Origin of the sequence: Streptomyces sp. NPDC046727, from assembly GCF_040645635.1 — a bacterium.
In the GTDB taxonomy this organism is placed as follows: domain Bacteria; phylum Actinomycetota; class Actinomycetes; order Streptomycetales; family Streptomycetaceae; genus Streptomyces.
In genome coordinates this window covers 42,969-67,838 of record NZ_JBEYYR010000046.1, presented here as the reverse complement: position 1 = coordinate 67,838, position 24,870 = coordinate 42,969, and the positions used below count along the sequence as shown (strand labels likewise).

At 72.8% G+C, this 24,870-nt stretch carries 25 protein-coding genes, 1 other RNA gene and 2 pseudogenes; 14 read left to right on the top strand and 14 right to left on the bottom strand.

All coding sequences use genetic code 11. From position 1 onward, the window contains the following. Positions 1-5: 5 nt before the first annotated feature. From ABZ937_RS37570 to ABZ937_RS37560, 3 genes are all read left to right on the top strand, one after another. On the top strand, positions 6-1,301 hold the full coding sequence (locus ABZ937_RS37570) for an MFS transporter (RefSeq protein ID WP_361698920.1): 1,296 nt from the start codon (positions 6-8) through the stop codon (positions 1,299-1,301). Positions 1,302-1,329: 28 nt separating this feature from the next. After that, positions 1,330-1,635, top strand: a complete 306-nt coding sequence (locus ABZ937_RS37565; protein ID WP_361698918.1) for a cupin domain-containing protein — start codon at positions 1,330-1,332, stop codon at positions 1,633-1,635. Positions 1,636-1,898: 263 nt separating this feature from the next. Beyond that, positions 1,899-3,449, top strand: coding sequence for a tryptophan halogenase family protein (locus tag ABZ937_RS37560; RefSeq protein ID WP_361698916.1), 1,551 nt, complete (start codon positions 1,899-1,901; stop codon positions 3,447-3,449). A gap of 39 nt (positions 3,450-3,488) precedes the next feature. Here ABZ937_RS37560 and ABZ937_RS37555 read toward each other — a convergent pair whose 3' ends face one another. Next, positions 3,489-4,427: a hypothetical protein gene (locus ABZ937_RS37555; protein WP_361698914.1), complete on the bottom strand. Its 939-nt coding sequence runs from the start codon at positions 4,425-4,427 to the stop codon at positions 3,489-3,491. Continuing rightward, positions 4,369-5,679 carry an MFS transporter gene (locus tag ABZ937_RS37550; RefSeq protein WP_361698912.1) on the bottom strand — a complete coding sequence of 437 codons (1,311 nt, stop codon included), beginning with the start codon at positions 5,677-5,679 and terminating at the stop codon, positions 4,369-4,371. The genes ABZ937_RS37555 and ABZ937_RS37550 overlap by 59 nt, the downstream gene beginning before the upstream one ends. A gap of 230 nt (positions 5,680-5,909) precedes the next feature. Between ABZ937_RS37550 and ABZ937_RS37545 the strand changes: the two genes are divergently transcribed. Genes ABZ937_RS37545 through ABZ937_RS37520 form a run of 6 tightly spaced genes read left to right on the top strand, consistent with a single transcriptional unit; the run spans position 5,910 to position 10,941 of the window. Then, complete coding sequence (locus tag ABZ937_RS37545; RefSeq protein WP_361698910.1) at positions 5,910-6,650, top strand: SDR family NAD(P)-dependent oxidoreductase; 741 nt, start codon at positions 5,910-5,912, stop codon at positions 6,648-6,650. After that, on the top strand, positions 6,643-7,500 hold the full coding sequence (locus ABZ937_RS37540) for a hypothetical protein (protein ID WP_361698908.1): 858 nt from the start codon (positions 6,643-6,645) through the stop codon (positions 7,498-7,500). Before ABZ937_RS37545 ends, ABZ937_RS37540 begins: the two co-directional genes overlap by 8 nt. Next, positions 7,490-8,731 carry a chorismate-binding protein gene (locus tag ABZ937_RS37535; protein ID WP_361698906.1) on the top strand — a complete coding sequence of 414 codons (1,242 nt, stop codon included), beginning with the start codon at positions 7,490-7,492 and terminating at the stop codon, positions 8,729-8,731. The genes ABZ937_RS37540 and ABZ937_RS37535 overlap by 11 nt, the downstream gene beginning before the upstream one ends. Next, positions 8,728-9,927, top strand: coding sequence for an aminoacyl--tRNA ligase-related protein (locus ABZ937_RS37530; RefSeq protein WP_361698904.1), 1,200 nt, complete (start codon positions 8,728-8,730; stop codon positions 9,925-9,927). Before ABZ937_RS37535 ends, ABZ937_RS37530 begins: the two co-directional genes overlap by 4 nt. Next, entirely contained in the window at positions 9,924-10,706 is a 783-nt protein-coding gene (locus tag ABZ937_RS37525) for an AAC(3) family N-acetyltransferase (protein WP_361698902.1), read from the top strand. The genes ABZ937_RS37530 and ABZ937_RS37525 overlap by 4 nt, the downstream gene beginning before the upstream one ends. Beyond that, a complete protein-coding gene (locus tag ABZ937_RS37520) occupies positions 10,690-10,941 on the top strand; it encodes an acyl carrier protein (RefSeq protein WP_361698900.1) in 252 nt (83 codons plus the stop codon). Before ABZ937_RS37525 ends, ABZ937_RS37520 begins: the two co-directional genes overlap by 17 nt. 1 nt (position 10,942) lies before the next feature. Here the strand turns inward: ABZ937_RS37520 and ABZ937_RS37515 are convergent, their stop codons facing one another. From ABZ937_RS37515 to ABZ937_RS37490, 6 genes and pseudogenes are all read right to left on the bottom strand, one after another. Further along, positions 10,943-12,157, bottom strand: a complete 1,215-nt coding sequence (locus ABZ937_RS37515; RefSeq protein WP_361698898.1) for a hypothetical protein — start codon at positions 12,155-12,157, stop codon at positions 10,943-10,945. Then, complete coding sequence (locus ABZ937_RS37510; protein WP_361698896.1) at positions 12,154-12,855, bottom strand: hypothetical protein; 702 nt, start codon at positions 12,853-12,855, stop codon at positions 12,154-12,156. The genes ABZ937_RS37515 and ABZ937_RS37510 overlap by 4 nt, the downstream gene beginning before the upstream one ends. Before the next feature lie 85 nt (positions 12,856-12,940). Then, positions 12,941-13,353: RNase P RNA component class A (gene rnpB, locus ABZ937_RS37505), an RNA gene on the bottom strand. A gap of 115 nt (positions 13,354-13,468) precedes the next feature. Continuing rightward, positions 13,469-14,185: pseudogene (locus ABZ937_RS37500) on the bottom strand (DMT family transporter); the annotation flags it as partial. An 82-nt stretch (positions 14,186-14,267) separates the two neighbouring features. Beyond that, the gene (locus ABZ937_RS37495) at positions 14,268-15,092 is read right to left on the bottom strand and encodes an AraC family transcriptional regulator (RefSeq protein ID WP_361698894.1); all 825 of its coding nucleotides are present in this window, start codon (positions 15,090-15,092) and stop codon (positions 14,268-14,270) included. A 96-nt stretch (positions 15,093-15,188) separates the two neighbouring features. Then, positions 15,189-15,824 (bottom strand): helix-turn-helix domain-containing protein, encoded by a 636-nt coding sequence (locus ABZ937_RS37490; RefSeq protein ID WP_361698892.1) that lies wholly within the window; start codon positions 15,822-15,824, stop codon positions 15,189-15,191. Positions 15,825-15,871: 47 nt separating this feature from the next. Here ABZ937_RS37490 and ABZ937_RS37485 point away from each other — a divergent pair, with 47 nt between their 5' ends. Continuing rightward, a complete protein-coding gene (locus ABZ937_RS37485) occupies positions 15,872-17,431 on the top strand; it encodes an FAD-dependent monooxygenase (protein ID WP_361698890.1) in 1,560 nt (519 codons plus the stop codon). Here ABZ937_RS37485 and ABZ937_RS37480 read toward each other — a convergent pair. Next, positions 17,418-17,480 (bottom strand): hypothetical protein, encoded by a 63-nt coding sequence (locus ABZ937_RS37480; protein ID WP_361698952.1) that lies wholly within the window; start codon positions 17,478-17,480, stop codon positions 17,418-17,420. The genes ABZ937_RS37485 and ABZ937_RS37480 overlap by 14 nt on opposite strands. 22 nt (positions 17,481-17,502) lie before the next feature. Beyond that, positions 17,503-17,691 (bottom strand): annotated as a pseudogene (locus ABZ937_RS37475) (hypothetical protein); the annotation flags it as partial. An 89-nt stretch (positions 17,692-17,780) separates the two neighbouring features. Between ABZ937_RS37475 and yaaA the strand changes: the two are divergent. Beyond that, the gene (yaaA, locus tag ABZ937_RS37470; RefSeq protein ID WP_361698888.1) at positions 17,781-18,572 is read left to right on the top strand and encodes a peroxide stress protein YaaA; all 792 of its coding nucleotides are present in this window, start codon (positions 17,781-17,783) and stop codon (positions 18,570-18,572) included. 68 nt (positions 18,573-18,640) lie between these two features. Further along, positions 18,641-19,321, top strand: a complete 681-nt coding sequence (gene eda, locus ABZ937_RS37465) for a bifunctional 4-hydroxy-2-oxoglutarate aldolase/2-dehydro-3-deoxy-phosphogluconate aldolase (RefSeq protein ID WP_361698886.1) — start codon at positions 18,641-18,643, stop codon at positions 19,319-19,321. Here eda and ABZ937_RS37460 read toward each other — a convergent pair. Genes ABZ937_RS37460 through ABZ937_RS37450 form a run of 3 tightly spaced genes read right to left on the bottom strand, consistent with a single transcriptional unit; the run spans position 19,293 to position 22,197 of the window. Beyond that, positions 19,293-20,588 (bottom strand): bifunctional RNase H/acid phosphatase, encoded by a 1,296-nt coding sequence (locus ABZ937_RS37460; protein ID WP_361698884.1) that lies wholly within the window; start codon positions 20,586-20,588, stop codon positions 19,293-19,295. The two genes, eda and ABZ937_RS37460, sit on opposite strands and share 29 nt — an antisense overlap. A gap of 12 nt (positions 20,589-20,600) precedes the next feature. Then, a complete protein-coding gene (locus ABZ937_RS37455) occupies positions 20,601-21,344 on the bottom strand; it encodes a C4-type zinc ribbon domain-containing protein (RefSeq protein WP_361698950.1) in 744 nt (247 codons plus the stop codon). A 13-nt stretch (positions 21,345-21,357) separates the two neighbouring features. After that, positions 21,358-22,197: a Nif3-like dinuclear metal center hexameric protein gene (locus ABZ937_RS37450; RefSeq protein ID WP_361698882.1), complete on the bottom strand. Its 840-nt coding sequence runs from the start codon at positions 22,195-22,197 to the stop codon at positions 21,358-21,360. Positions 22,198-22,384: 187 nt separating this feature from the next. Here ABZ937_RS37450 and ABZ937_RS37445 point away from each other — a divergent pair, with 187 nt between their 5' ends. Together ABZ937_RS37445 and ABZ937_RS37440 are read left to right on the top strand one after the other, a co-directional pair. Continuing rightward, positions 22,385-23,617, top strand: a complete 1,233-nt coding sequence (locus tag ABZ937_RS37445) for a hypothetical protein (protein WP_361698880.1) — start codon at positions 22,385-22,387, stop codon at positions 23,615-23,617. 96 nt (positions 23,618-23,713) lie between these two features. Further along, positions 23,714-23,872, top strand: coding sequence for a hypothetical protein (locus ABZ937_RS37440; protein ID WP_361698878.1), 159 nt, complete (start codon positions 23,714-23,716; stop codon positions 23,870-23,872). Between the two features lie 52 nt (positions 23,873-23,924). On the opposite strand, the gene ABZ937_RS37435 is transcribed toward ABZ937_RS37440, so the two are convergent. Further along, positions 23,925-24,863: a 3-oxoacyl-ACP reductase gene (locus tag ABZ937_RS37435; protein WP_361698876.1), complete on the bottom strand. Its 939-nt coding sequence runs from the start codon at positions 24,861-24,863 to the stop codon at positions 23,925-23,927. Between the last annotated feature and the right edge of the window lie 7 nt (positions 24,864-24,870).

Sequence of the window (24,870 nt, the reverse complement as noted above, 5' to 3'; positions counted from 1 at the left end):
GCGGCATGTCCCAGGACCGGTCCGGCTCCCCCACCACCGCCCCGGCCGGCGTTCTGGGCCGGCTGCGCACATGGCTGCCCGAGGGCGCGGCCGGCCGCAAGCTGACCCTGATGTCGCTGATCGACGCGGCGGGCACGGGATCGTTCCTGGCCGTGTCGGCGATCTTCCTGACCCGTCAGGTCGGCCTGTCCGTGGGGCAGGTCGGACTCGGTCTGTCGGTCGCCGCCGGGGTGGGGCTGGTGACGACCGTTCCGGTCGCGATGGTCGCGGACCGGTTCGGCGCCCGCCGGCTGCTCGTCCTGGTGACGCTGTGGCGGGCGGTGCTGTTCGTGGTGTACCCGTTCGTGTCGGACTTCGCCGGGTTCCTCACCGTCGTGATCCTGATGGGCCTGGTCGACAAGGCCGCCGCGCCGCTCGGGCAGGTGCTCGTCGGCATGGCGGTGCCCGAGGACCAGCGGGTGCGGACGATGGCGGTCACCGGGGCGCTGCGCAATGTCGGGTACGCGTCGGGGGCCCTGCTGGGCAGCGTCGCCCTGGTGCTGGACAACCGGGCCGCCTACACCGCCGTGATCCTGTGCAACGCGCTGTCGTTCTTCCTGTTCTGCGCGCTCGCCTGGCGGATGCCGCTGCTGCCGGGCGCGACCGGGGACGCCTCCCGGCTGCGGCGGCGGGTCACGGCGCAGGTGTTCCGGGACCGGCCGTATCTGACCCTGGCGCTGCTCAACATCGTCCTCACCATGCACATCAGCCTGCTGAGCGTGGGCATTCCGCTGTGGGTCGCCACGACCACCTCGGCGCCCCGCTCGGTGGTCTCCGGGCTGCTGGTCGTCAACACCGTGCTCGCGGTGCTGTTCCAGGTCCGGGTCAGCAGGGGCGCCTCCGACCTGGTGAGCGCGGCGCGGCTGATGCGGGTCGCCGGGTTCGGGCTCGCGGCCTGCTGTGCGCTGCTCGCGGCGGTCCCCTCCTTCTCGACCGGGCCGGCCATCGGGCTGCTGGTGCTGTGCATCACGGCGATGACGGTGGGCGAGCTGTTCCAGTCGGCCGGCGGCTGGGGGATCTCGTACAAGCTGGCGAAGCCGGGTGAGGAGTCGACGTATGTCTCGCTGTTCTGGCTGAGTTCGGGCGCGCAGCAGATCGTGGCGCCGCTGGTGATCGCCCAGGTCGTCAGCAGCGGTGCGGCGGCCTGGCTGGTGGTGGCCGCCGTGCAGGTGGCGGCCGGCCTCGCGGTTCCGCTGGTCACCCGCTGGGCGATCCGGGACCGGGAGTCCCTGGTACCGGCCGCCGCGGCGGCGGCCGAGTGAAGAGTTCCCCTACTGGAAGGTGGATGTCATGGACATCGTGAACATCGATTCCGTCCTGGCCGATTTTCCGCAGAACCGGACGTCGGAACGGGTCGCCGGGATCGACGGGTACGACGTCAGGCTGGTCAAGACCGAAGGTGATGTGCCCTGGCACCAGCACGACGCCCAGGAGATGCACCTCGTGCTGGACGGCGCCCTGACCCTGGTGTTCCGCGACGGGAACGAGATCACCCTGCGCAAGGGTGACATCAACGTCATTCCCGCCGGGATCGAGCACTGCGCCCACGCCACCCCGGGCACCAACGTCATCGTCTTCGAGCCGTCCCAGCAGTGACCCCGGGTCCGCCGTGGCCGGCCGCCGGCCGGTCGCGGCGGACCGCCCCGGGCCCGCCGCCCGGTCCGGGCCGGCAGGCGAACGCCCGGCCGCAGCGGGTGACCCGGTACGACCCGCATCCCGCGCGCACGCTGCCGTGCCCCGTGGAGCGTCCTCGATCCCGCCGTGCGCCGGCCGGCTCTCCCGCGGCCCGCCGCGGTTCCCACCGCACCATCCCTTTTCTTCCGCACTGCCCGAAATCCCCTTAGCGAACGGAGACAGGCATGCCCAACAACGTGGTGATCGTCGGTGGCGGCACTGCGGGCTGGATGACCGCTTCCTACTTCAAGGCGGCGTTCGGCGACCGGATCGACATCACGCTGGTGGAGTCGGGGAACGTCTCGACCGTCGGCGTCGGTGAGGCCACCTTCAGCGACATCCGGCACTTCTTCGAATTCCTCGGGCTCAAGGAGCGGGACTGGATGCCCGCCTGCAACGCCACCTACAAACTCGCGGTCCGCTTCGAGAACTGGCGGGAGAAGGGGCACTACTTCTACCACCCCTTCGAGCAGATACGGTCGGTCAACGGATTCCCGCTGACGGACTGGTGGCTCCAGGAACGCCCCTCCGACCGGTTCGACAAGGACTGCTTCGTGATGGCGTCGGTGATCGACGCCGGGCTGAGCCCCCGGCACATGGACGGCTCCCTCATCGACCAGCCCTTCGACGAGAACGCCGACGAGATGCAGGGCCTGACGATGTCGGAGCACCAGGGCAAGACGCAGTTCCCGTACGCCTACCAGTTCGAGGCGTCGCTGCTCGCCGAGTACCTCGCCAAGTACGCGACGGACCGCGGGGTCAAGCGCGTCATCGACGACGTCCGGCACGTCGACCTGGACGAGCGCGGCTGGATCTCCGGCCTGCGCACGGCCGAGCACGGGGACATCACCGGCGACCTGTACATCGACTGCACGGGCTTCCGCGGGGTGCTGCTGAACAAGGCCCTCCAGGAGCCGTTCATCTCGTACCAGGACATGCTCCCGAACGACAGCGCCGTCGCGCTCCAGGTCCCGATGGACATGGAGCGGCGGGGCATCCTGCCGTGCACCACGGCCACCGCCCAGGAGGCCGGCTGGATCTGGACGATCCCGCTCATGGGCCGGGTCGGCACGGGCTACGTCTACGCGAAGGACTACCTGTCGCCGGAGGAGGCCGAGCGCACCCTGCGCGAGTTCGTCGGCCCGGCGGCACAGGACGCGCCCGCCAACCACATCCGGATGCGCATCGGCCGCAGCCGCAACTCGTGGGTCAACAACTGTGTCGCGATCGGTCTGTCGAGCGGCTTCGTCGAGCCGCTGGAGTCCACCGGCATCTTCTTCATCCACCACGCCATCGAGCAGCTGGCCAAGAACTTCCCCGACCCGGGCTGGGACCCGACCCACCGCGACCGGTACAACAAGGCGGTCGCCCATGTCATGGACGGCGTACGGGAGTTCCTGGTGCTGCACTACGTGGCGGCCAAGCGGTCGGACACCGAGTACTGGCGGGACGCCAAGAAGCGGGTCATGCCCGACGGACTCGCCGAGCGCATCGAGCTGTGGAAGACCCAGCTGCCGGACAGCGAGACGGTCTTCCCGTACTACCACGGGCTGCCGCCGTACTCGTACATGTGCATCCTGCTCGGCATGGGCGGCATCGAGATGCGGCCCTCGCCGGCGCTGCGGCTGGCCGACACCCAGGCCGCGCACCGCGAGTTCGAGGCGATCCGGAAGAAGACGGAGCAGCTGACCAAGTCCCTGCCGAAGGCGTACGACTACTTCGCGCAGTACCACTGAGCCGCGGGCCGGGCGGCACGGTGGCCGCGGGCCCGGCGGTCAGCCGGGTACGACCACCGTGCGCCCCACCCGCAGCGCCGGGGTGCGGAACTCGTCCGGGTCGGCGGCCGGGTCGGCGGTGAGCAGGACCAGGTCGCAGGCCGGTGCGGCGAGGGCCGCGGGCCACGCTGGCAGGGGGCCCGGCCGCCGGGTCACCACGAGCGCCGGCCGGGACAGCGCCCGCAGGCTCAGGAACCGGTCGGCGTGGTCACCGCCGAGCCGGGGATCGAGCACACCGGCCGGCACGGGGGTGAACCCGAAGCGGGCCTTGAAGGTGAACAGGCCCGGCTGCACCACATGCCCGAACAGGGAGGGGTCATTGCCCAGCGAGAGGTACGGCAGTCCCCGTCCACGGGCGTACCGGAACGCCTCCGTGTACAGGGCGCGCAGTACCCGGCCCGCGCGCAGCCGCGGGGCGACGGCGGAGAACCGCAACTGCAGCATGCCCTCCTCCCGGCGCACCCGCCAGATGGAGCCGGCCACCAGCCGCGGCCCGTCGAACACCCAGGCGCCCACATGGTCCGCGTCCGCGGCGAGCATGCGGTCCCGCCACCGGCGGGCGAAGTCCACGCCCCGGGGCATCGCGGCGATCTGCGCGTCGTACAGCACGAGGAAGTCGTCCACCAGCGCCTCGGACAGCCCCGCCCGGACGTCGGTGCGCAGGCCCTCCTCGCGGACGAACCGGCGCCCCAGGCGCACGTTGCGGCGCTCCCCCGGACCGAGCCGCCGCAGGAAGTCCTCGTCCGAATCGCCGGCCTGTGCCACCCAGTTGAGCCAGCGCGGCCGGATCAGTGGCGCAAGGCGCGCCCGCAGTTCGTCGGTGAGGTTCTCCGGGTCGGTGATCCGCTGTACGTCGGCCGCCGGGCCGGGCCGCCGCTCCTCAGCTTCCTTGCAGGTCACGGCCGCGATCACCAGGCCGTCCTGGGTCAGCGTCTCCATCGGTCCCGCCTCCTTCCGCCGTCGCGAGGGCGCCCGCCGCCGGGCCGTCATGGGGCGGGCCGTCATGGGGCGGGCCGCCGTCCGCCGGGGCCCGCTCGGTGTGCCGGGTGTGTCCGCACCACAGGGCCACCGCCACGGCCCAGACCGCCAGTTGGGGCGCCCAGAACAGCCATCCGTCGAACCGGCTGGACCAGGCGTAGAGGAACCCGGACAGCGGCACGGCTCCGGTGATGAACATCCGGATGACGGAGTTGACGCGGCCGGCGTACTCCACCGGGATGCTCTCCTGGCGGTAGGTGATGGACACGACGTTGCTGGCGCCCACGGCGAACGAGACCGTCATGTAGCCGAGGATCCGCACCAGCGGCTGCGGGACCGCGACCAGCGCCAGCCCGCCCAGCGCGATGACCTGGAAGACGAGGATGCGCCGCTCCATACGCCGGGCGGGCAGCAGCAGCGGGGCGAAGCGGCTGGCCACCGCGCCGACGGCCAGTCCCGCGGCCATGACCAGGGAGATGGCGGTGGGCCCGATCCCGGTCCGGGCGAACTGGGTGGTCAGCGCCGGTTCGAGCTGCCCCACGGCGAGGTTGACGATCAGCATCACCGTCACCAGCCAGAGGATCTCCGGCCGGCGCAGCCAGCGGAAGCCGAGGCCGAGGTCGTGGCCCAGCGAGGTGCGCGTGTGCCGGGACGGCACCCTGGGCAGCGGCAGGGCCACGACGGCCGCGAGCAGGTACATCGCGGCGATCAGGGCGGAGGAGAACACCGGACCGCGCGAGTCGAGGGTGATGCCGCCGAGCAGCAGTCCGGCGACCTTGGAGAACTCGATCACCGAGGTCAGCTTCGCCACCGCCACGGCCCGCTCCCCGGGGCGGATCAGCTCCGGGATCAGCACGAACTGGCCGGTGATGGAGGAGGCCACGCCGCCGATGCCGGACAGCAGCAACAGGACGGACACCACGGCCGGCTGGCTCGTGAACCAGGCCAGCAGCCCGAGGCACAGCGCCTGTTCGAGCTGGGCGGCGACGAAGACGGTCCGCTTGTCGAAGCGGTCGATGAACGCCCCGAGGAACGGGGAGGCCACATAGGCGACCCCGCGCAGCGCGAACACGGCGAGCGACATCGCCACCGAGCCGGTCTGCCGCAGGATGGCCAGCGGCATCACGATGCCGAGCTGCCAGTCCGCGACCTTGCAGACGGCGGTGGACGCGAGGAGGACCCGCAGGGCGTTGCCTTTTGTTTCATGTGCCATGGGAATGACCTCCCTGAATCCCACGCACCCGGCCCGCCGCATCGTAACAGCACGTCTCGGACACTCAACCCGGCTGACTCCATGGAGAGTTGGGCCACACGCCAGTTTCACATCAGTTTCACTCCAGACGACGAAGGGAAGCCTCAGAAAACCTGGACACCCCTCACCGGCACGCTCTAGACTCTGTTGTCGGCTCGATGGCAGAGGCAGAGGTTCCCGCTAGGAATCCGATGGATCTCAACATTCGAGGCAAAGTCGTACTCATCTCCGGAGCCAATGCCAATCTCGGCAGAGCGCTGGCCCTCGCCTTCGGCGACGAAGGCGCTCGTCTCGCACTGTGCACACAGTCGGACCGGGCCGGGATGGCGGAAACGCAACGGCTCGCCGAAAGCAGGGGCGCGAAAACAGTCACCGGGCTTCTCGACATTGCTGACCCGAACGCCGTTCGGGACTTCGTCGGACGCGTCGAGGCAGAGCTGGGAAGCGTGGACATCCTTGTCAACAACGCTGTTCGGCGGGCCGAGACCGACTCGCTGACCGCACACGACGACCATCGCAGGGCGTACGACACCGCCGTGACCGGACCCCTCAACCTGTGCGCGGCGACGCTTCCGGAAATGAAGCGTCAGGGCTGGGGGCGCATTCTCACCTTTGCCGGGATAGGCGCATTTCTCGGCCATGGATCGGTACGCGCCGCCACCAAGATGGCGACGGTCGGACTGACCCGTTCCCTGGCGGCGGAGCTGGGCCCGGACGGTATCACCGTCAATTGCATCGCGCCCGGCGTGATGGACACCGCGCGAAGTCGTCCGTTGAGCGAGGCATGTCTGCGGGACGAAGCACGCAGAGCGATACCACGGCGTGGCAGAACGGACGAGATCGCGGCGACCGCGGTCTTTCTCAGCAGCGTCCAGGCCGGCTACATCACCGGGCAGTGCATTCACGTCAACGGAGGTTCCTATTATGCTTGACCCCGCCGATTTCGGCCCCGGAATTCAGCAGACCCTCCTGACCAGTGCCCCGTTCTGGGCGCTCGAACACGAGCTGGCGGTGCGCTATTTCGCCACCGGGCACCGCACCCCCGAGAACGACAAGCGGTGGATCGGCCACCAGATGTTCAAGGAGTGGACCGGCAGCGGCGTCTACGGCCCGCGCGGCACCACCGTGGCCACGATGATCCAGGAGGTGGCCCAGGAGATAGCCGGCCTGGACTCGGGCTCGATCGCCCCCAACCCGCTGCGCAGCACCTACGTCAAGCTGTCCTTCGCCTCCGACGAGCTGCGGCACTACGCCCAGCTGCACGACCTGTACCTGCTGGCGGAGACGGCAAGCCCGCCGCCCAGCATCGCTGATCTGGGGTACCTCGGGGACGGCAAGGCGCTGACCGAACTCCGGTGGAAGTGGCGGGAGGACCGGCTCGGCGAGATCGCCGTGGACCTCTCCGAGGGCGGCGGTCTCGGGCTCTACTTCGGCATCCGCTCCGCGACCCCCCACCTGGACAGGTCCAAGGCGGTGGACGCGGAGATCCTGGAGGTGGCGGAGCGCACCATCGAGGACGAGACCCGGCATCTGCTCGGCCGGTTCCGGTCCGCTCAGAAGCACGAGCTGACCGAGGCCGACTGGACGCGGATCTCCGCCCTGCTCAGGGAGATCTCCCACCAGAAACTCCTGGAGCGCAACGAGCAGTTCAACTTCGTCCTGTCGGACGACGAGGTGAGCCAGGCCGTCAAGCAGCCCGACCTGGAGCTGGCGCAGACGTTCCTCACCACCCACCTCGGGTTCCTGCTGGAGGAACTCGGTCTCACCGCGCATGTCTCCTGACGCCAGGCGCGTCGCCCAGGCGGTGATCGAGGAGAGCCGGACGCGCGCGCCGGACCGGTCGGTCCTCGCGTTCGGCTCCCCGCGCGGGGCGGTCGTCGGCCTCGGCGCCCGCTCCTGGCTGTCCTCCCGCCAGGGCGCCTGGGAGTGTTGTCTGCCCGGGGGCCGGACCGTGGGCGGCAAGCTGGACGGGGAGTTCGACCGGCAGCTGGACGCGTTCCTCACCGCGCACACCGGGCAGTGGGTCATCGGCTACCTGGGCTTCGACCTGAACCGACGTCATGTGAGCGCCGTACCGGTGCCCGCCGGCTACCCCGCGACGCATCTCGTCGTACCCGAGACCGTGATCGAGATCGACGGCGACGGGCGGATCCGCGGCGACGGCCCCCGGCCCGCCCCCGCCGCGGCGGCGACCGCGACCCCGGTGGCCGTGTCGGACGCCGCCTGCGCCGAGTTCGCCGGTCTGGCGCGGCGCGTCCTCGACTGGATCGACGGCGACGCCCGGCGCCGGGCCACGGTGTGCGTCCGGTCGGAGATCGGCTTCCCCGTCGATCTGCCGGCCACCTTCGCGGCCGGTGTGGCCGACGCGTTCGGCCTGAGCCGGTCCTTCTACGCCGCCGTGGACGGCCTGGAGTTCGCGGGCACCAGCCCGGAACTGCTGGTGGCCGGGTCCCCGGCGCAGGTCATCGCCACCCACAAGCTGTCCGGGACGTTCGCCTCGGCGGACTACACCGGGGCGGCGGACCTGCCGACCCGGCTGGTGCTGGAGCACGACGGGTCCGCCCGCCGGATGGCGGAGGCGCTGGCCGCGGTGGGCTCCCCCGCGCGCGGCGACCGGCGCGTGATGCGGCTCGGGGAGCTGTCCCACCTCCTGACGAGCTTCGACACCGTGCCCCACCGGGGCACGACCGAGGCCGCCGCCCTGCTGGGGCTCCTCCCGCACGGGGCGTCCCCGAGAGAGGCCGGCCTGGAGCTGATCGCGGAGGTGGAGTCGCATCCGCGCGGGCCGTACTACGGGCTGTTCGGCGTCCGCACCCCGCGGGGCGAGCTGTCCTGGAGCCAGACGCTGCGGTCGGTGTTCCGCGCCAGCGAGGGCCAGTGGGCCACCGTGGGCGCGGCGGTCACCCAGCGGTCCACTCCCGAGCTGGAGGTCGCCGAGATCAGGATGAAGGCCGCGAGCATCACGGCCGTACCCGCCCAGGCGGCCGGCGCCGGACGGGGTGGTGCCGGATGAAGACCCTGTCGTTCCGGCTCGACTCCGGCCTGCCGGCCGACGTCCGGGAGTCGCTGCGCAAGAACCTGTACTGGACGGACCGGGCCGTGCGCGGTGTCGAGGTGTCCGACGAGGACCCCGCCACCGTGACCATCACCTGCCCGGAGGGCACCGACGAGGAGCGGCTGACGGCGCATGTGCTCGCCGACGTCGCCACGATGACGGCGGAACTCGGACAGTTCCCCTCCCGCACGGTGTACGAGAGCCCGGGTGAACCGGCGGCCGGCCGGCCCGCGCCGCTGCCGCCCGACCGGGTGCTCGGCGAACTCACCGCCCGCGGCTGGGTCAGCGAGGAGCTGGCCGGCAGCTTCGTCTACACGGGCCTCATGGCCGACCTGTACTACGGCCTGGAGCACACCTTCGCCGAGACGGCCCGGCAGCTCGGCGCGCGCGAGATCCATCTGCCCGCGCTGCTGGGCACGGGCACGCTGCTCAGATCCGGCTATCTGGCGGACAACGCCCACGCGGGGAACTACGTGTTCCATCTGCACGAGGACCGGGAGCTGCGGTCCCGGTTCGCCGCCGCGCTGCCCCCGGACGCGACGGAGGTCGACCTCGGCGGGCTCGACACGAGCGCGGACCGGCCGGAGGCGGTGCTCTCCCCGGCCGCCTGCCAGCCGGTGTTCCCGGCCCTGGCCGGCCGGCGGCTCACCGGACCCGTCCGGCTGACGGGGTACACGCGCTGCTACCGGTACGAGAGCGGGGCGACCCACGGACTCGGGCGGGCGCGGGAGTTCGGCGTCCGGGAGATCGTGTGCGCCGGCTCGGAGGCGGAGGTGGCCGCGTTCCGGGACGAGTTGCTCGCCGTGTGCCGGACGCTGCTGGAGCGGTTCGGGCTGCGCGGCAAGGTGGTGACGGCGTCGGACCCGTTCTTCATCGACACGTCGGCGCGGTACCGGGCCTTCCAGCTCTCGTTCGAGCTCAAGCACGAGGTGCAGCTCGACCTCGGCCAGGGGCCGCCCGTGGCCGCGGCCTCGGTGAACCGGCACGGCGACCACTTCGCGCAGGCCTGGGACATCGGGCTCGCCGGCGGCGGGACGGCGCACAGCTGCTGCATGGGTTTCGGCATCGACCGCTGGTGCCTCGGGGTGTTCAGCCAGTTCGGATGCGAGGTGGAGCAGTGGCCGCTCAGTCTGCGGAAGGTCGTGGCGGGGTGAGGGCGAGCGGGTTCCCGGAGGTCGGGCCGGCCGACCTGGAGCGGGCCTTCGGCGAGGTGGGGCTGACCGCGGGCCAGGTCGTCTACGCCGGCTCCTCGCTGGCCGGCCTCGCCTACGTCGAGCGTCCCGAGGAGCTGGTGACCGGCGCGCTCGACCGGGTGCTGGGCGCTTCGGGGACGCTCGTGATGCCCTCGGGCGGCAAGAGCTTCCGCCGGGACGGGATCTTCGACCGGGAGCACACACCGTCGGGGCTCGGCATGCTCACCGAGTACTTCCGCCGGCTGCCCGGCACCCGCCGCTCGTTCGCGCCCCCGTTCAACCCGGTGTGCGCCCGGGGCCCGCTCGCCGACGAGCTGTGCGCGATCGAGTCGGAGACGTCGTTCGGCCCGGACTCGGTGTACGAGTACATGACGCGGTTCGACACCCAGTTGCTGATCATCGGGTGCAACTTCCACGACGGCATCTCGCACATGCACTGCCTGGAGGAGCGGCACGGCGCCCCGTTCCGCCGCTGGAAGCCGCACCGGGGGAAGCTGATCGTGGACGGTGTGCCGACGGAGCGCGAGTTCCGGCACCACACGCGGATCCCGACGCTGGAGGTGTCGTACGCGCCGCTGGAGGACGTACTGCGACAGGCGGGGGCGATGCGGTACGCGCAGGTCGGGCTGTGCCGGATCGGGGCCGTGTCGCTGAAGGACTTCTTCGACGTCCTGGATCCGTGGTACGTCCGGAACCGGGAGCTGCTGGTGACGAGGAGGGCCGATGGAGAGCGTGCGTGACGAGGGGCTGCGGGACGAGATCCGGCGGGAGATCGCGGAGGTCGTCGGGGCCGGCCCGGACGGGATCGGGAACGACGCCAGCCTGACCGCCGGTTCGTGGAACTCGCTGCAGCACCTCACGATCCTGCTGCGGCTGTCCGAGCGGTACGGCTTCGCCGTGGACCCGGTGCTGGTCCAGGAACTCACGTCGGTGCGGGCGATGGCCGCCCATGTGGCCGGGCTGGCCGGCCGGTGAGTCAGCCGAGGTACTCGGTGCGGATGTCGTCGACCCTGCGCAGCAGGGTGGTCTCGTCGGGGGCCCGCAGGACGTAGGAGTCCCGGAAGTCGACGGAGTGCCGCACGGTGTCACCGGAGCCGCCGATGTCCGGGTGGCTGCCGAGGTGCTCCACGATGCCCCACTCGGTGAACCGGCGCGGGTCGACGGCCCGCGCCCCCCGGTCGTGCGGGTAGAAGGCGATGAACCCGCACACCCCGCGCCCGGGGTCCCCGTCCCCCGCCCCCGGCCCGGGGTCGAGCCCGCACTGGAGCCGTACGGACGCCTCCACGATGTTGAAGCCGTACTGCCACTCGATCACCGGCGGAATGATGCCGCCCGGGGGCCGCCCGGCCACCTCGCAGAAGACCAGTTCGTCGTCCGGGGTGTGGAACAGCTCCAGGTGGGTGGTGCCGTCCCGGAGTCCGAGCGCGGCGAGCACCCGGGTGTTCAGCGCGCGGATCCTCTCCCGCAGGCTGCCGTCCAGGACCATGACCGTGCCGAAGGTGCCTCCCGACGCGTAGGACGCGGGGTCGGCGAGATACCGGCCCACGCCGGCGAACCGGATCCGGCCGTCCTGGACGACGGAGTCGCAGTGGTAGATGGGGCCGTGGACGAACTCCTCGATCTCGTACCGCCCCCCGCCGAGGTCGAGGGTCGCGCAGAGCCGTTCGGCGTCCTGCCGGGTCGGGACGATGTGCACGCCCTGCGCGGCCAGACCGTCACGGATCTTGATCACCTTGGGCCCGGTGCGCCAGTCGACCGCGTCCAGGTCCCCGGGGCCGTCCAGCGCGGCGAAGTCCGGTACGCGCGCGGCGCCGGCGGCGCGTACGGCCTCCTTCATCCTCACCTTGTCCCGGAAGCGGAGGGCGGTGTCGACGTCCATGCCGGGCAGCCCGAACCGGGACCTCAGCTCGGCCGCGAGCAGCACGGACCGCTCGTGCACGGCGACGATCCGCTCGATGGGCCGGGCGCGCAGCGCCCAGGAGCAGGCCGTCCGCCACTGCTCCTCGTCACGGGCCGCGCACACGGTGACGGACGCGAGGGCGTCGGCGTCCACCCCGTCGGTGCCCCCGAAGGCGCGGTTGCGGGTCACGAGGTGGAAGTCCACGTCGTCCAGCGGCAGCAGGGAGCGGCCACGGCGCCGGAAGTGCGGATACGGGTGATGGTTGACCAGCAGCGCCGATGTCTTCGTCACGCGCCCTCCTCCGCAATCACCGCGCCCGGCTCACCGGACGGGATCCCGAGGGCGTGGGCGAACGCCCACCGCCGCACGTCGACCCCGGTGGCCTGCCGCACGAGCGCCGGTACGTCCCCGGGCCCGGGGCAGTCGACGCCGCTGACGACGTCCACTCGCCCGCCGTCCAGGGCGACGGTGAGATAGGCGGGCCCGTCCGTCAGCCCGGCGCGCTCCAGGAACCCGCACACCGTCTTCTCCAGGTCCGCCGCCGGACCGGACTCCGGCGAGACGATTTCGAGCCCTCCTCCTTCGCTGGGCCCGCCGACGACGGCGAGGACCCGATGCCGTCCGCCGACGCTGAAGGTCTGCACCCCCAGCGCCCGGCCGCGCGCCACCCCGGCCCCCTCCCGCAGCCGTCGCACGGTCTCGGCCGAGGTCCCCGGGAGCCCGAGGACGGCCCGGGCGACGGCGGCCGGCAGCGCCCCGGTCTCGGCGGCGGGAACGACGGCGTCCGGCGCCAGCGGGCGCAGCACGGTGTCCACGAACTCGGGAAAGAGCGCGCCGGCGCAGTCGACGGAGTAGAGCTGGGACTCGGCGTCCACCAGCTCCTCCACCGGCGATCCGGGCGGCTGGAGGAAGACGGTGTGGCAGCCCAGGGAGTGTGCCGCCCGGGCGCTGTCGACGTCGGCCTCGATGACGACAAGGCGTGGCACCATACGCCGGACCCTACCCACGAAGATCGCCCGCGACCACCCTTTTCATTTCAACAGACAATCAAATCAAGGGCGTTGGGCGAAGGGGCAGACGAGTCGGGCTGTACGCCGGGTTCTGTTCCCCGGTTCCCTCGCGGGTGCCGGGGCGACGGCCATCCATCTAGGGCCGACGTTGCCGTCGGCCTCGTGCGGTCTACCCGCGGACTCGGGCGGGCAGCCCTCGATCGTCCGCGCAGGGACGCCTCTCTCGCGAGAGGCGGCCCCTCTTGACCTTGCTCCGGGTGGGGTTTACCTAGCTGCCCAGGTCGCCCTGGGCACTGGTGGTCTCTTACACCACCGTTTCACCCTTACCCAGCGCCTGAGCGCTGGGCGGTCTGCTTTCTGTGGCACTGTCCCGCGGGTCACCCCGGGTGGCCGTTAGCCATCACCCTGCCCTGTGGAGCCCGGACGTTCCTCGGGAAGCCCCCTAGGGGGACTCCACGCGGCCGTCCGCCCGGCTCGTCTGCCGTGTCGACCATGGTACCGGTCGGCTGCCGCGCCGTGGACCGGCGGCCGTCGCCAGGACCGAGCCGGCCAGGATGAGCGTGAACGCGGCCAGCACCGTGAGGCTCAGCGGCTCGGACAGGAGCAGGGCGCCCGCGGCGACCGCCACCGCCGGGTTGACGTAGGTGATCACGGTGGCCCGGGTGGGGCCGGCCTCCTTGATCAGTTCCAGGAACGCGACGAAGGCCACCGCGGTGCAGATCACGCCGAGGCCGGCCAGTGCGGCCAGGACCGGGGCGGAGGGGACGGCGGACGGGCGGGTGAGGGCGGCGGCGGGGGCGTAGACCAGGGCGGCCAGGGTCAGGCAGGCGGCCGTGAGGTGGAGGGAGGGGACGTCCTTGAGGCGGCGGGCCGCGATGAGGGGGGCGGTGGCGTAGCCCAGGACCGTGAGCAGGACCTCCCCGAGCGAGCGGGCGTCCCCGCCGGTGAGGTGCGGGAGGGTGAGGACGGTCACGCCGGCGAGGCCCAGGGCCAGGCCGGCCACCCGGCGCACCCCGAGGTGCTCCGTGTCGCCCAGGAGCCGGGCCAGGAGCACGCCGACGATCGGCACCCCCGCGATCAGCAGGCCCGCCGTCGAGCTGGACAGGTGCCGTTCGGCGTCGGTGAGGGTGTACCAGGGTCCCATGATCTCCAGGCACGCGAAGGCCAGCATGGGGCGCCAGTGGGCCCGTATCGCGGCGCCGAAGCCGCCCTGGCGCAGGGCGAACGGGAGCAGCAGGACCGCGCCGAGCGCGCAGCGCGTGAACACCACCACCGGCGGGGACACCGCGTCCACCGCCACCTTGATCATCAGATAGGGGATGCCCCAGACCACTCCCATCAGGGAGAACAGGAACCAGCCGCGTGCAGTCATACGGCGAGTTTCGGCCGCCTCAGATCCGGATGTCTTGAACGCTGTTGCGGTAGGCCGCCGGGGTCACCCCGAGCACCCGGCGGAACCAGCGGGTCAGATGCGCCTGGTCGGCGAAGCCGACGAGGGGGGCCACCTCGGCCGGGCGGAGGCCGGTCTCCAGCAGGGTCCGCGCCTTGGTCACCCGGTGCTGGGCGAGCCAGGCGTACGGCGGTATGCCCATCGTCGTACGGAAGGCGCGCAGGAGCTGGTAGCGGGACAGGCCGAGGTCGGTGGCGAGCAGGGCGAGGGACGGCGGGTCGGTGAGTTCGTCGGCGAGGCGGTCGCGGACCGTGCGGGCGACGGCGGCGGCGCCGGGGATGCGGTCGGCGGCCGGCCGGGCCGCGGAGTGGCGCCGGGCGAGCGCGGTCAGCAGCCAGGGCAGGACCGACTCGGTCTCCAGCGGGTCGGGGCAGGCGCTGAGTTCCGTGTGGGCGGTGCGCAGGGCCGTGGCGAGCGCGGGGTCGTCGATGACGGGTTCGCGGAAGTGCGGCAGGCCGCCGAGGGTGCCGTCGGCGAGCAGGGCCGGGTCGGCGTACAGGGCGCGGTAGGCGTAGCCGTCGGTGGGGTTGCCGGGGCCGCCGGTGTGCATCTCGCCGGGTTCGAGGACGACGATGGTGCCGGGCCCTGTGCTGATGTGGCCGCCCCGGTAGTCGATGATCTCGCTGCCGCCGACGCAGACGCCGATCGTGTACTCGTCGTGGGCGTGGGGGGCGTAGACGTGCCGGCGGAAGCTCGCGGTGAGCAGGTCGAGCGGGGGCCCGCACCGGCCCAGCCGGGCCCGTGTCCAGCGTGCCTGTTCCCCCATCGGACTCCCCTTCGCCGTACCTGCAAGGGTGCAACGCCGCGAGGCCCCCCTTCCATGCCGCGTCCAGGTGGCCTCCACGGCGTACAGCCGACAGCGTCAGCCGTCCAGGCCCGCCCGTTCCAGCGCCCCGAACGCCGTCTCCAGCCGGGTCCGGTGGTCCCGCGCCACCTCGTCCACCGGGTCACCCGCCGCCAGCCGGCGCACGGACGCGAGGAAGACCGTGCGGTACGCGGCCATGGTCAGCGCCGCCGCGAGGGCCGGGTCCGCCGCGCCTGCCGCGCCGAGTGCGGCGGCCAGTGCCCGCTCGACCTCCTCCACGCCCTCGCGGGCCCGGGCGCGCAGGGCCGGGGAGTCGGCGACGATCCGCCAGAAGGCGTCGAAACCCTCGCCCACACCGCCGAGCGGATGCCGCTCTTCGAGGAGCCGCAGCGCGAGGCCGCGCAGGGCGGCGAGCGGGGACTGCCCGGGAGCGCGGTCGCGCACGGCCGCGGCGAAGAGGTCGGCGGCCTGCGGGACGCGGTCGAGGAACAGGTCCTCCTTGCGCGGGAAGTAGTTGAAGACCGTCATCGAGGAGACGCCCGCGGCACGGGCGATCTCGGCGACCGTCACCGCGTCGAAGCCGTGCTCCCGGATCAGGACCGTCGCGATGTCCGAGATGCGCTGCCGGGTCTCGCGCTTCTTGCGCTCCCGCAGGGAGAGTCCCTCGTCTCCGGGGCCTTCCATGGAGTCCATAAGAAAACTATAGCCACCAAAAACTTTTAGTGACTACAGTGAAGCCCATGACGACGACGGACTACGACGTGGTGGTGGCCGGCGCCGGCCCCGTGGGGCTCTTCCTCGCCTGCGAGCTGCGGCTCGGCGGGGCACGGGTGCTGGTCGTGGAGCGACTGACCGAGGTGGACGAGACGATCAAGGCGGGCTCGGTCAACATCCCGAGCGCGGTCGCCTTCTACCGGCGCGGGCTGCTGCCCGAGCTGACGGCGGTGTGGGAGGCGGCGCGGGAACGGATCCGTGCCTTCATGGGCGGCGGCAGGCCCCAGGGCGACTTCAGGACCCCGCCCAAGTTCGCCGGGCACTTCGCCGGGATCATGATGGACCCCGAGCTGTTCGACGACTCCGACCCGGCCTGGGCCGACGTCGGCCCCGCCGCCGAGAGCGGACTCGGCGTGCCCCAGGCCGAGCTGGAGCGGATCCTCGCCCGACGGGCCGACCGGCTGGGGGTGGAGGTGCGGCGGGGCGTGGAGCTGACCGGCTTCGACGCGGACGCCGAAGGGGTCGCCGTACACACCGGCGAGGGCACGGTCCGGGCCGGCTGGCTCGTCGGCTGCGACGGTGGCCGCAGCACCGTCCGCAAGCTCGCCGGGTTCGACTTCCCGGGCACGGATCCGGAGATCACCGGCTATCAGGCGATCGTGGAGCTGACCGGTGGCGAGCGGCTGGGCACGGGCTGGAACACCACCGACGTCGGGACGTACGTCAACGGGCCGTTCCCCGGCCGGATCCTCACCGTGGAGTTCGACGGACCCCCGGCCGACCGGTCGGCACCCGTCACCGCCGGGGAACTGCAGGCCAGTCTGCGCCGGGTGACGGGGGTGCCCGAGGTCACCGTGGACAAGGTGATCAGCGCGACCCGGTTCACCGACAACGCCCGCCAGGCCACCGACTACCGCAGGGGCCGGGTGCTGCTCGCGGGCGACGCGGCCCATGTGCACTCGCCGTTCGGCGGGCAGGGGCTCAACCTCGGCATCGGGGACGCGATGAACCTGGGCTGGAAGCTGGCCGCCGTCGTCCGCGGCACGGCCCCCGAGTCCCTGCTGGACAGCTACACCGCCGAGCGGCACCCGATAGGCGCCTGGGTGCTCGACTGGACCCGCGCCCAGATCGCCGTGATGCGCCCGGACCGGCACGCCCGCGCCCTGCGCCGGGTGGTGACCGACCTGGCGCTGACCACCACGGGCACGACCTACCTCGTCACGCGGATCTCCGGCGTCTGGCAGCGCTACGAGCTGCCCGGCGACCACCCGCTGACCGGCGCCAGCGCCCCCGACCTGGAACTCTCCGACGGCACCCGGCTCGGCGACCGCCTGCACACCGGCCGCGCCCTGCTGCTCGACCTCGCCGACGACGCCGGGCTGCGGGCCCGCGCCGAGGGGTACGGCGACCGGCTGGACGTCGTCACGGCCGCCTGCCCGCACCGGCCAGGCCTCCGGGCGCTGTTCGTACGGCCGGACGGGTTCGTGGCCTGGGCCGCCGACACGGAGGACGCCGAGGGACTGCCTCAGGCCCTGGAACGCTGGCTCGGCCCCGCCGCCCTCGTCCGGGCGGTCACGCCGTGGTGAACAGGATCTTCGTGGTGCCCGGGTCGGCCCGGGCGAGCCGTACCCGCAGGCGCTCGCCGAGCGGCAGGTGATCCCTCGGCGTCCAGGTCGACGGTCGACAGCACGGCCGGCCGGGTCTGGCCGGGCAGCAGGCTCGCGGCGCCCTCGCTGAGCACGGTGGGGTGCAGCGGGACCCGCTCGTCCGGGAAGTCCAGGTCGGTGGAGGTGAGAGCGGCGAGCGCGGCCCGGAGCGGGGCCTCGGGGGCACCGGTGACGCGGATCGTGCGGCGGGGCGTACAGCGAGCGGAGGTCGGGGCGGCACCGGGGGCACGCCGTACCCTGGCGCGGAGGTCTACGTAAGGAGTACGTGTTGCTGGTCCTGCTGCCGCCCTCCGAAGGCAAGGCGAACTCGGGCGAGGGTGCCCCGCTGGGGCTGGAGTCGCTGTCCCTGCCGGGGCTGACCGCCGCGCGGGAGGCCGTGCTGACCGAGCTGGTCGAGCTGTGCGCGGGGGACCCCGAGCAGAACGGGAAGGCGCGCGAGGTGCTCGGGCTGAGCGAGGGGCTGCGCGGGGAGGTCGCCAAGAACGCCGGGCTGCGCACGGCCGGCGCCCGCCCCGCCGGGGAGATCTACACCGGTGTCCTCTACGACTCCCTCGGCCTGGCCACGCTGGACGCGGCGGCCCGGCGGCGCGCGGCGGACTCGCTGCTGGTCTTCTCGGGGCTGTGGGGCGCCGTACGGGTGACGGACCGGATCCCCTCCTACCGCTGCTCGATGGGCGTGAAGCTGCCGGGACTCGGCGCGCTGGCCGGGCACTGGCGGACGCCGATGGCCGAGGTGCTGCCGGCCGTGGCCGCCGGCGGCCTGGTCCTCGACCTGCGCTCCTCGGCCTACGCGGCGGCCTGGCGGCCGAAGGGCGAGGTGGCCGGGCGCACGGCGACGGTACGGGTGCTGCACGCGCCGACCCGGAAGGTCGTCAGCCACTTCAACAAGGCGACGAAGGGCCGGATCGTCCGCAGCCTGCTGACCGCCGGGGCGGCGCCGCAGGACCCCGCCGAGCTGGTGACGGTGCTGCGGGAGCTGGGGTACGTCGTGGAGGCGGAGGCGCCCGGGAAGGCGGGCAAGGCGTGGTCGCTGGACGTGCTGGTGGACGAGATCCACTGAGACCCAAGGGCGTTGCACCATACGCAACGCTCATTGCGTGAGGTGCAGTCGCTGGGCACGATGAGGTCATGACCTCGCCGCTGCCCTCCTCCCCGGCTGCCTCCGTACTGGATCTCGCCCCCGTCGTGCCCGTCGTCGTGCTCGCCGACGCCGCCGACGCCGTACCGCTGGCTCGGGCCCTGGTGGCGGGCGGGCTGCCCGCGATCGAGGTGACCCTGCGGACCCCGGCCGCGCCGGCGGCGATCCGGGCGATCGCAGGCGAGGTGCCGGAGGCCGTGGTCGGCGCGGGCACGGTGATCACTCCGGAGCAGGTGGACGCGGCCACGGCGGCCGGGGCGCGGTTCCTGGTCAGTCCCGGGTGGACGGAGGCACTGCTGGCGGCGATGCGGGGGGCCGGGGTGCCGTTCCTGCCCGGGGTGTCGACCACCTCGGAGGTCGTCGCGCTGCTGGAGCGCGGGGTGCGGGAGATGAAGTTCTTCCCGGCGCAGGCGGCGGGCGGTACGGCCTATCTGAGGTCGCTGGCCGGGCCGTTGCCGCAGGCCCGCTTCTGCCCGACCGGCGGGATCGGCCCGGCGAACGCGCCGGCATATCTGGCCCTGCCCAACGTCGGCTGCGTCGGCGGCAGTTGGATGATCCCGGCGGACGCGGTGGCCGCCGGGGACTGGGGCCGGATCGAGGAACTGGCGCGGGCCGCGGCGGGGCTCAGGGACGCGGGTGGGTTCAGGGACGCAGGTGGGACGTGTCGTTGAAGAGCCGCACGCTCGCGTTGCCGTCCGCGTAGTACGCCACCGCCGACAGGGAGGCCGCCGAGAGCTCCATCCGGAACAGCGACTCGGGCGGGGCGCCGAGGGCGAGCCGGACGAGGGTCTTGATCGGGGTGACGTGCGTGACCAGCAGGACCGTGCGGCCGGCGTGGGCCGCGACCAGCTTCTGGAGGGTGGCCTCCATCCGCGTGGCCGTCTCCGCGAAGCTCTCGCCGCCGCCGGTGGGGTGGGCCTCCGGGTCGGCCAGCCAGGCGTTCAGGTCCTCCGGGTGCCGTTCACGGACCTCGCCGAAGGTCAGGCCCTCCCAGGCGCCGAAGTCCGTCTCCCGCAGGCCCTCTTCGATCGTGACGTCCAGGTTCAGGCGGGCGGCGACGATTCCCGCGGTCTCGCGGGTACGGGCGAGGGGGGAGGCGATGACCGCCTGGATCGTGCCGCGCCTCGCCAGCGCCTCGGCGACGCGGTGCGCCTGCTCGCGGCCGGTCACGGAGAGGGAGGGGTCCGTGCCTCCGCTGCCGGAGAAGCGCTTCTGGGGGGTCAGGGGGGTTTCGCCGTGGCGGAGGAGGACGAGGGTGGCGGGAGCGCCGAGGTCCGGGGCGGCGCTCCAGCCGGGAGTGGAAACCTTCCGCTCCCCGGCAGGATGCGTCTCGCGTACCGCTTCCGCTTCGACGTCGTCCTCGGCCGCGGCGGCCACCGGCTTCACCTGACCGGCGGCCCGGCCCTCCGCCAGCGCCGCGCGGGCCTTCGCCGCGCCCGCCGCCGCGTCCCCGGGCGGGCCCGACGGCTCGGGGAGGGCGGGCAGGGTGTCCAGGGCCGCCCTGGACTCGGACGGGGACCACTGGCGGCCCTTCGCGCCCGCGTCCATCGCCTCGTTGGCCAGGCGGTCGGCGTGTTTGTTCTGCTCCCGCGGGATCCACTCGTAGGTGACCTGGTCCGGCGGGAACACGGAGCGGGCCTCGGTGGCCAGGGGCTTCATCGCGGGGTGTTTGATCTTCCAGCGGCCCGACATCTGCTCGACGACGAGCTTGGAGTCCATGCGGACGTACACCGTCGCGGTGGCGTCGAGGGCGTGGGCGGCGCGCAGGCCGGCCAGGAGACCGCGGTACTCGGCGACGTTGTTCGTGGCGACGCCGATGTACTCGGCCGCCTCCGCCAGCGTCTCCCCCGTCGCCGCGTCACTGACCACGGCCCCGTAGCCCGCGGGCCCGGGGTTGCCCCGTGACCCGCCGTCGGCCTCGACGATGAACTCCCTCACCCCTGAAGCCCCTTACAGACCGGACTCCGCCGTACGCACCAGGATGCGCCGGCAGTTCTCGCAGCGGACCACGGTGTCCGGCGCGGCCTGGCGGATCTCGTTCAGCTCGGTGATGGCCAGCTCCTGCCGGCAGCCCTGGCAGGTGCGGGCGTACAGCTTGGCCGCGCCGATGCCGCCCTGCTGCCCGCGCAGCTTGTCGTAGAGCGCCAGCAGGTCCGCGGGGACGGAGGCGGCGACGACCTCGCGCTCCTTCGTGACCGAGGCGGCCTCGGTGTCGATCTCCTGGAAGGACGCGTCCCGGCGGCCGGTGGCGTCGTCGATCTTCGACTGCACCGAGGCGACCCGCTCGGTCAGCTCGTTCACCCGCTCCTGTGCGGCCTCACGGCGCTCCATGACCTCCAGGACCACGTCCTCCAGGTCGCCCTGCCGCTTGGCGAGGGAGGCGATCTCGTGCTGGAGGTTGGACAGGTCCTTCGGCGAGGTGACCGCGCCGGAGTTCAGGCGCTGCTGGTCGCGGGCGGCGCGCTGGCGCACCTGGTCGACGTCCTGCTCCGCCTTGGTCTGCTCGCGGGCGGTGTCGCTCTCCTCGGTCTGGGCGGCCACGAGCAGGTCGCGGACCTGCGTCAGGTCCTTCGTCAGCGACTCGATCTCGGCGTGCTCGGGCAGGGACTTCCGCTTGTGCGCGAGCTGCTGCAGGCGGACGTCGAGGGCCTGGACGTCGAGGAGTCGGATCTGGTCGGCGGGCGCGGCGTTCAGTTGGGGGCTCCCGTTAGTTAGAGGTGGTGGTGGACGCCGCGTGGGCGGTCCAGGGGTCGGTGACCGTCTTGGAGACGTGGACGCGCAGGTCCCAGCCGTGGCGGTCGGAGATCTCGTCGAGCTGGCTCGCGGCCAGCTCGCACCAGGGCCACTCGGTGGCCCAGTGCGCCGCGTCGAGCAGCGCGAGGGGGCTGTGGGCGACCGCATCGGACGCCGGGTGGTGGCGCAGGTCGGCGGTGAGGAAGGCGTCGACGCCGGCCGCGCGGACCTGGTCGAAGAGGCTGTCGCCGGAGCCGCCGCTGACCGCGACCGTACGGACGACGGCCTCGGGGTCGCCGGCCACCCGGATGCCCTGCGCGGTGGCGGGCAGCCGCTGGGCCGCGCGGGCGGCCAGTTCGCGGACGGTGAGGGGGTGGTCGAGTTCGCAGACGCGGCCGAGGCCCCGGCGGCCCGCCGGGTCGGTGGCGTCCGGCACGAGGGGACGTACGACACGGAGGTCGAGGGCGCCGGCGAGGGCGTCGGAGACTCCCGGGTCGGCGGTGTCGGCGTTGGTGTGGGCGACGTGCAGCGCGATGTCGTTCTTGATCAGCGTGTGCACGACCCGGCCCTTGAAGTGGGTGGCCGCGACCGTGGTCGTCCCGCGCAGGTAGAGCGGGTGGTGGGTGACCACCAGGTCGGCGCCCAGCTTCACGGCCTCGTCGACGATCTCCTGCACGGGGTCGACGGCGAACAGGACCCGGGTGACCTCCTGGTCGGGGTCGCCCACGACCGTGCCGACCGCGTCCCAGGACTCGGCCCGCTCGGCGGGCCACAGGGTCTCCAGCGCGGCGATGACTTCAGACAGACGGGGCACGGGCCAAGGCTACCTGGCTGCTCGGCGGGGCTGTACCGCATGCGTCCGGTCTGACCCCGCTCAGCACAGACGCCCCGGTTTCCTCAGCTGAATCGCTTCTGCGCCACCCGTACGTGTGAAGTGGACATCGGCCGGTCCCACGCCCGCGCGTACGAAAACTAGCTTCGTCGCCGGAGGTGACCGAACGATGACGGCCTGTGCGATCGAACCCCCGGCCACGGACGGGGCCGCCGGCGCGCCGGGAGCGGGGTGCGCGATCACGGCGGACGGCGCGTACGCGGCCCGGCTCGCCCCGGCCGGTGACTCCTGGTTCCCGGAGCGCTGGACCCTGGACGGCCCGGAGCCGTACGCGGTGCCGCTGCCCGGCAACCAGCCGGAGGAGCCCGGCACGGAGGTGCAGCCGATGAGCGACGGGCGGGTGCTGATCCACCGGCTGGTGGCCGAGCGGCACGCCTTCTCGCTGCTCTACCCGACCGGGCCCGGCACCGGCGAGCTGCCGCTGGGCGCGGTGGAGTGCCCCGAGCCCGCCGCCCGGCTCACGCTGCTGCCGCCGGCGCCGGGGGGCGTGCGGGCGTACGCGCTCGCCGTGGGGGCGCGCTCCAGCGTGGTGTGGCTGGTGGCGGGCGGGGCGTTCGGCCCGGAGCGGCTCGCCGAGGTGCCGGGGCGCTGCTCGGGCGGGGTCTGGCTGGACGGTGCCGGGCGGCTGCTGGCGCTCGACCGGGAGCTGGGCGGGCGCACCAAGACGGTCGTGGTGGACCTGGAGCGCGCCGGCGAGGTCTCGCCGCTGCTGCAGATCGCGGACGGCAGCGACGACCGGCTGCTGCTCGCCGACCCGGACAGCGGACTGCTGCTGATCTCCTCCGACGCGCCCTGCCCCGGGCAGGAACGATTGGGCTGGGGGGTGCTCGGCAGCACCCTGCCGGTGCGGTTCCCGGAGTGCCTGCGGGTGCCGGAGTGCGCGGTGACGCCGTTCGCGATCCAGCCGGGGCAGGTGCTGATGCCGGAGAGCTGTGCGGTGGCGCTGCGCTTCGACGGGGCGTTCGGCAGCTGGGTGGGTACCTGGCGTCCGGCCGAACGGCGGGTCCGGCACCTTCCGGCGCCCGAGGGCTGGCTGGCGGGGGCCGGGCTGTGGACGCGGGACGGCGTGCTCCGGCTGCCGTACGCCACCGACGCGACTCCGTGCGGGGTGGCGGCCCTGACGGCGCCGCGGGGTGAGGCCGGGGAGCGGGGGGCCGCGGATACGGCCCTGCGGGACGGCACTGGCGACGGACCACCCGAGGCGGCGCGGAGGGAGCCCGAGGCGTCGCGGAGGGAGCCCGAGGCGTCGCGGAGGGGGGCGGAACCGGACCCTCCGGCACCGGTCGTGGCGCGTCCGGTGCCCTTGCAGCAGGCACCTCTGGGACGTCTTGTAACGAACTAGTGGCGGTTGGCGTGTGCGCCTGGATTCGGCCCGTGGTGCGCCGGTTACACTCGCCCGGCTGTACGAAAGATCATGTTGACGGGGTGAATACGTCCGATGAGCGACACCAGCACTACTGAGCAGCTGTCTGCCGACTCTTACGAGACCGCCGGCCACGGCCGGCACCGGGGCCCGATCGCGGCCCAGGAGAGCGAGACGGCTCCGCACGGCCGGCACCGCAAGCCGGTCCAGGAGACCGCGGAGGCGGCTGCCTGACGGCAGTGAACACAGGGGGCGCTCGTCCGGCGAGCGCCCCCTTTGCCTTGTCTCACCCGCGCTTGAGGCCCAGCACCTCCGCCGCCGCGAAGGTCTCCCCCGGAGGCCGGTCCGCGTAGTGCGGGGTGAGCAGCGCGTCGAGTTCGTCGTAGGTGAAGGCGTCCTGCTTGCTGTCGAACTTCGCCCCCACGCGCGGCCGTTCGATCACGGCCACCATGCCGCCGTGCACGACGAGCAGCTGGCCGTTGACCCGGGCGGCGGCCGGTGCGGCCAGATAGCCGACGAGGGGGGCGACGTGCGCGGGGGCGAGCGGGTCCAGCCCCTCGTCAGGTTGCCCGAATCCCGCGAAGACGTCCTCGGTCATCCGGGTCCGGGCGCGCGGGCAGATGGCGTTGGCCGTGACGCCGTACTTGGCGAGGGCGAGGGCGGTGGAGGTGGTCAGGCCGACGATTCCGCCCTTGGCCGCCGCGTAGTTGGGCTGGCCCGCGGATCCGGCCAGGAACGCCTCCGAGGAGGTGTTCACGATCCGCCCGTACACCGCTCCCCCGGCCGCCTTGGACCGCTCCCGCCAGTGCGCGGCGGCGAAACGGGTGGTGTTGAAGTGGCCTTTGAGGTGGACGCGGATCACCGCGTCCCACTCGTCCTCGGTCATGGAGAAGACCATGCGGTCGCGCAGGATGCCGGCGTTGTTGACGAGGACGTCCAGCTTGCCGAACTCGGCGACGGCCAGGCCGACGAGTTCGCGTGCCTGCCGGAAGTCGGCGACGTCCCCGGTGTGCGCGACCGCCCGGCCGCCTCGCTCGCGTATGTCGGCGGCGACCTCTTCGGCGGGTCCCGCCGACGCCTCGCCCGACCCGTCCCGGCCCGGCTGTCCGTAGTCGTTGACGACGACGGCCGCGCCGAGCCGGGCGAGTTCGAGGGCCTCGGCCCGGCCGAGGCCGCGCCCGGCGCCCGTGACGACGGCGGACAGTCCCTCAAGTGGCAGTGACATCGGTGCC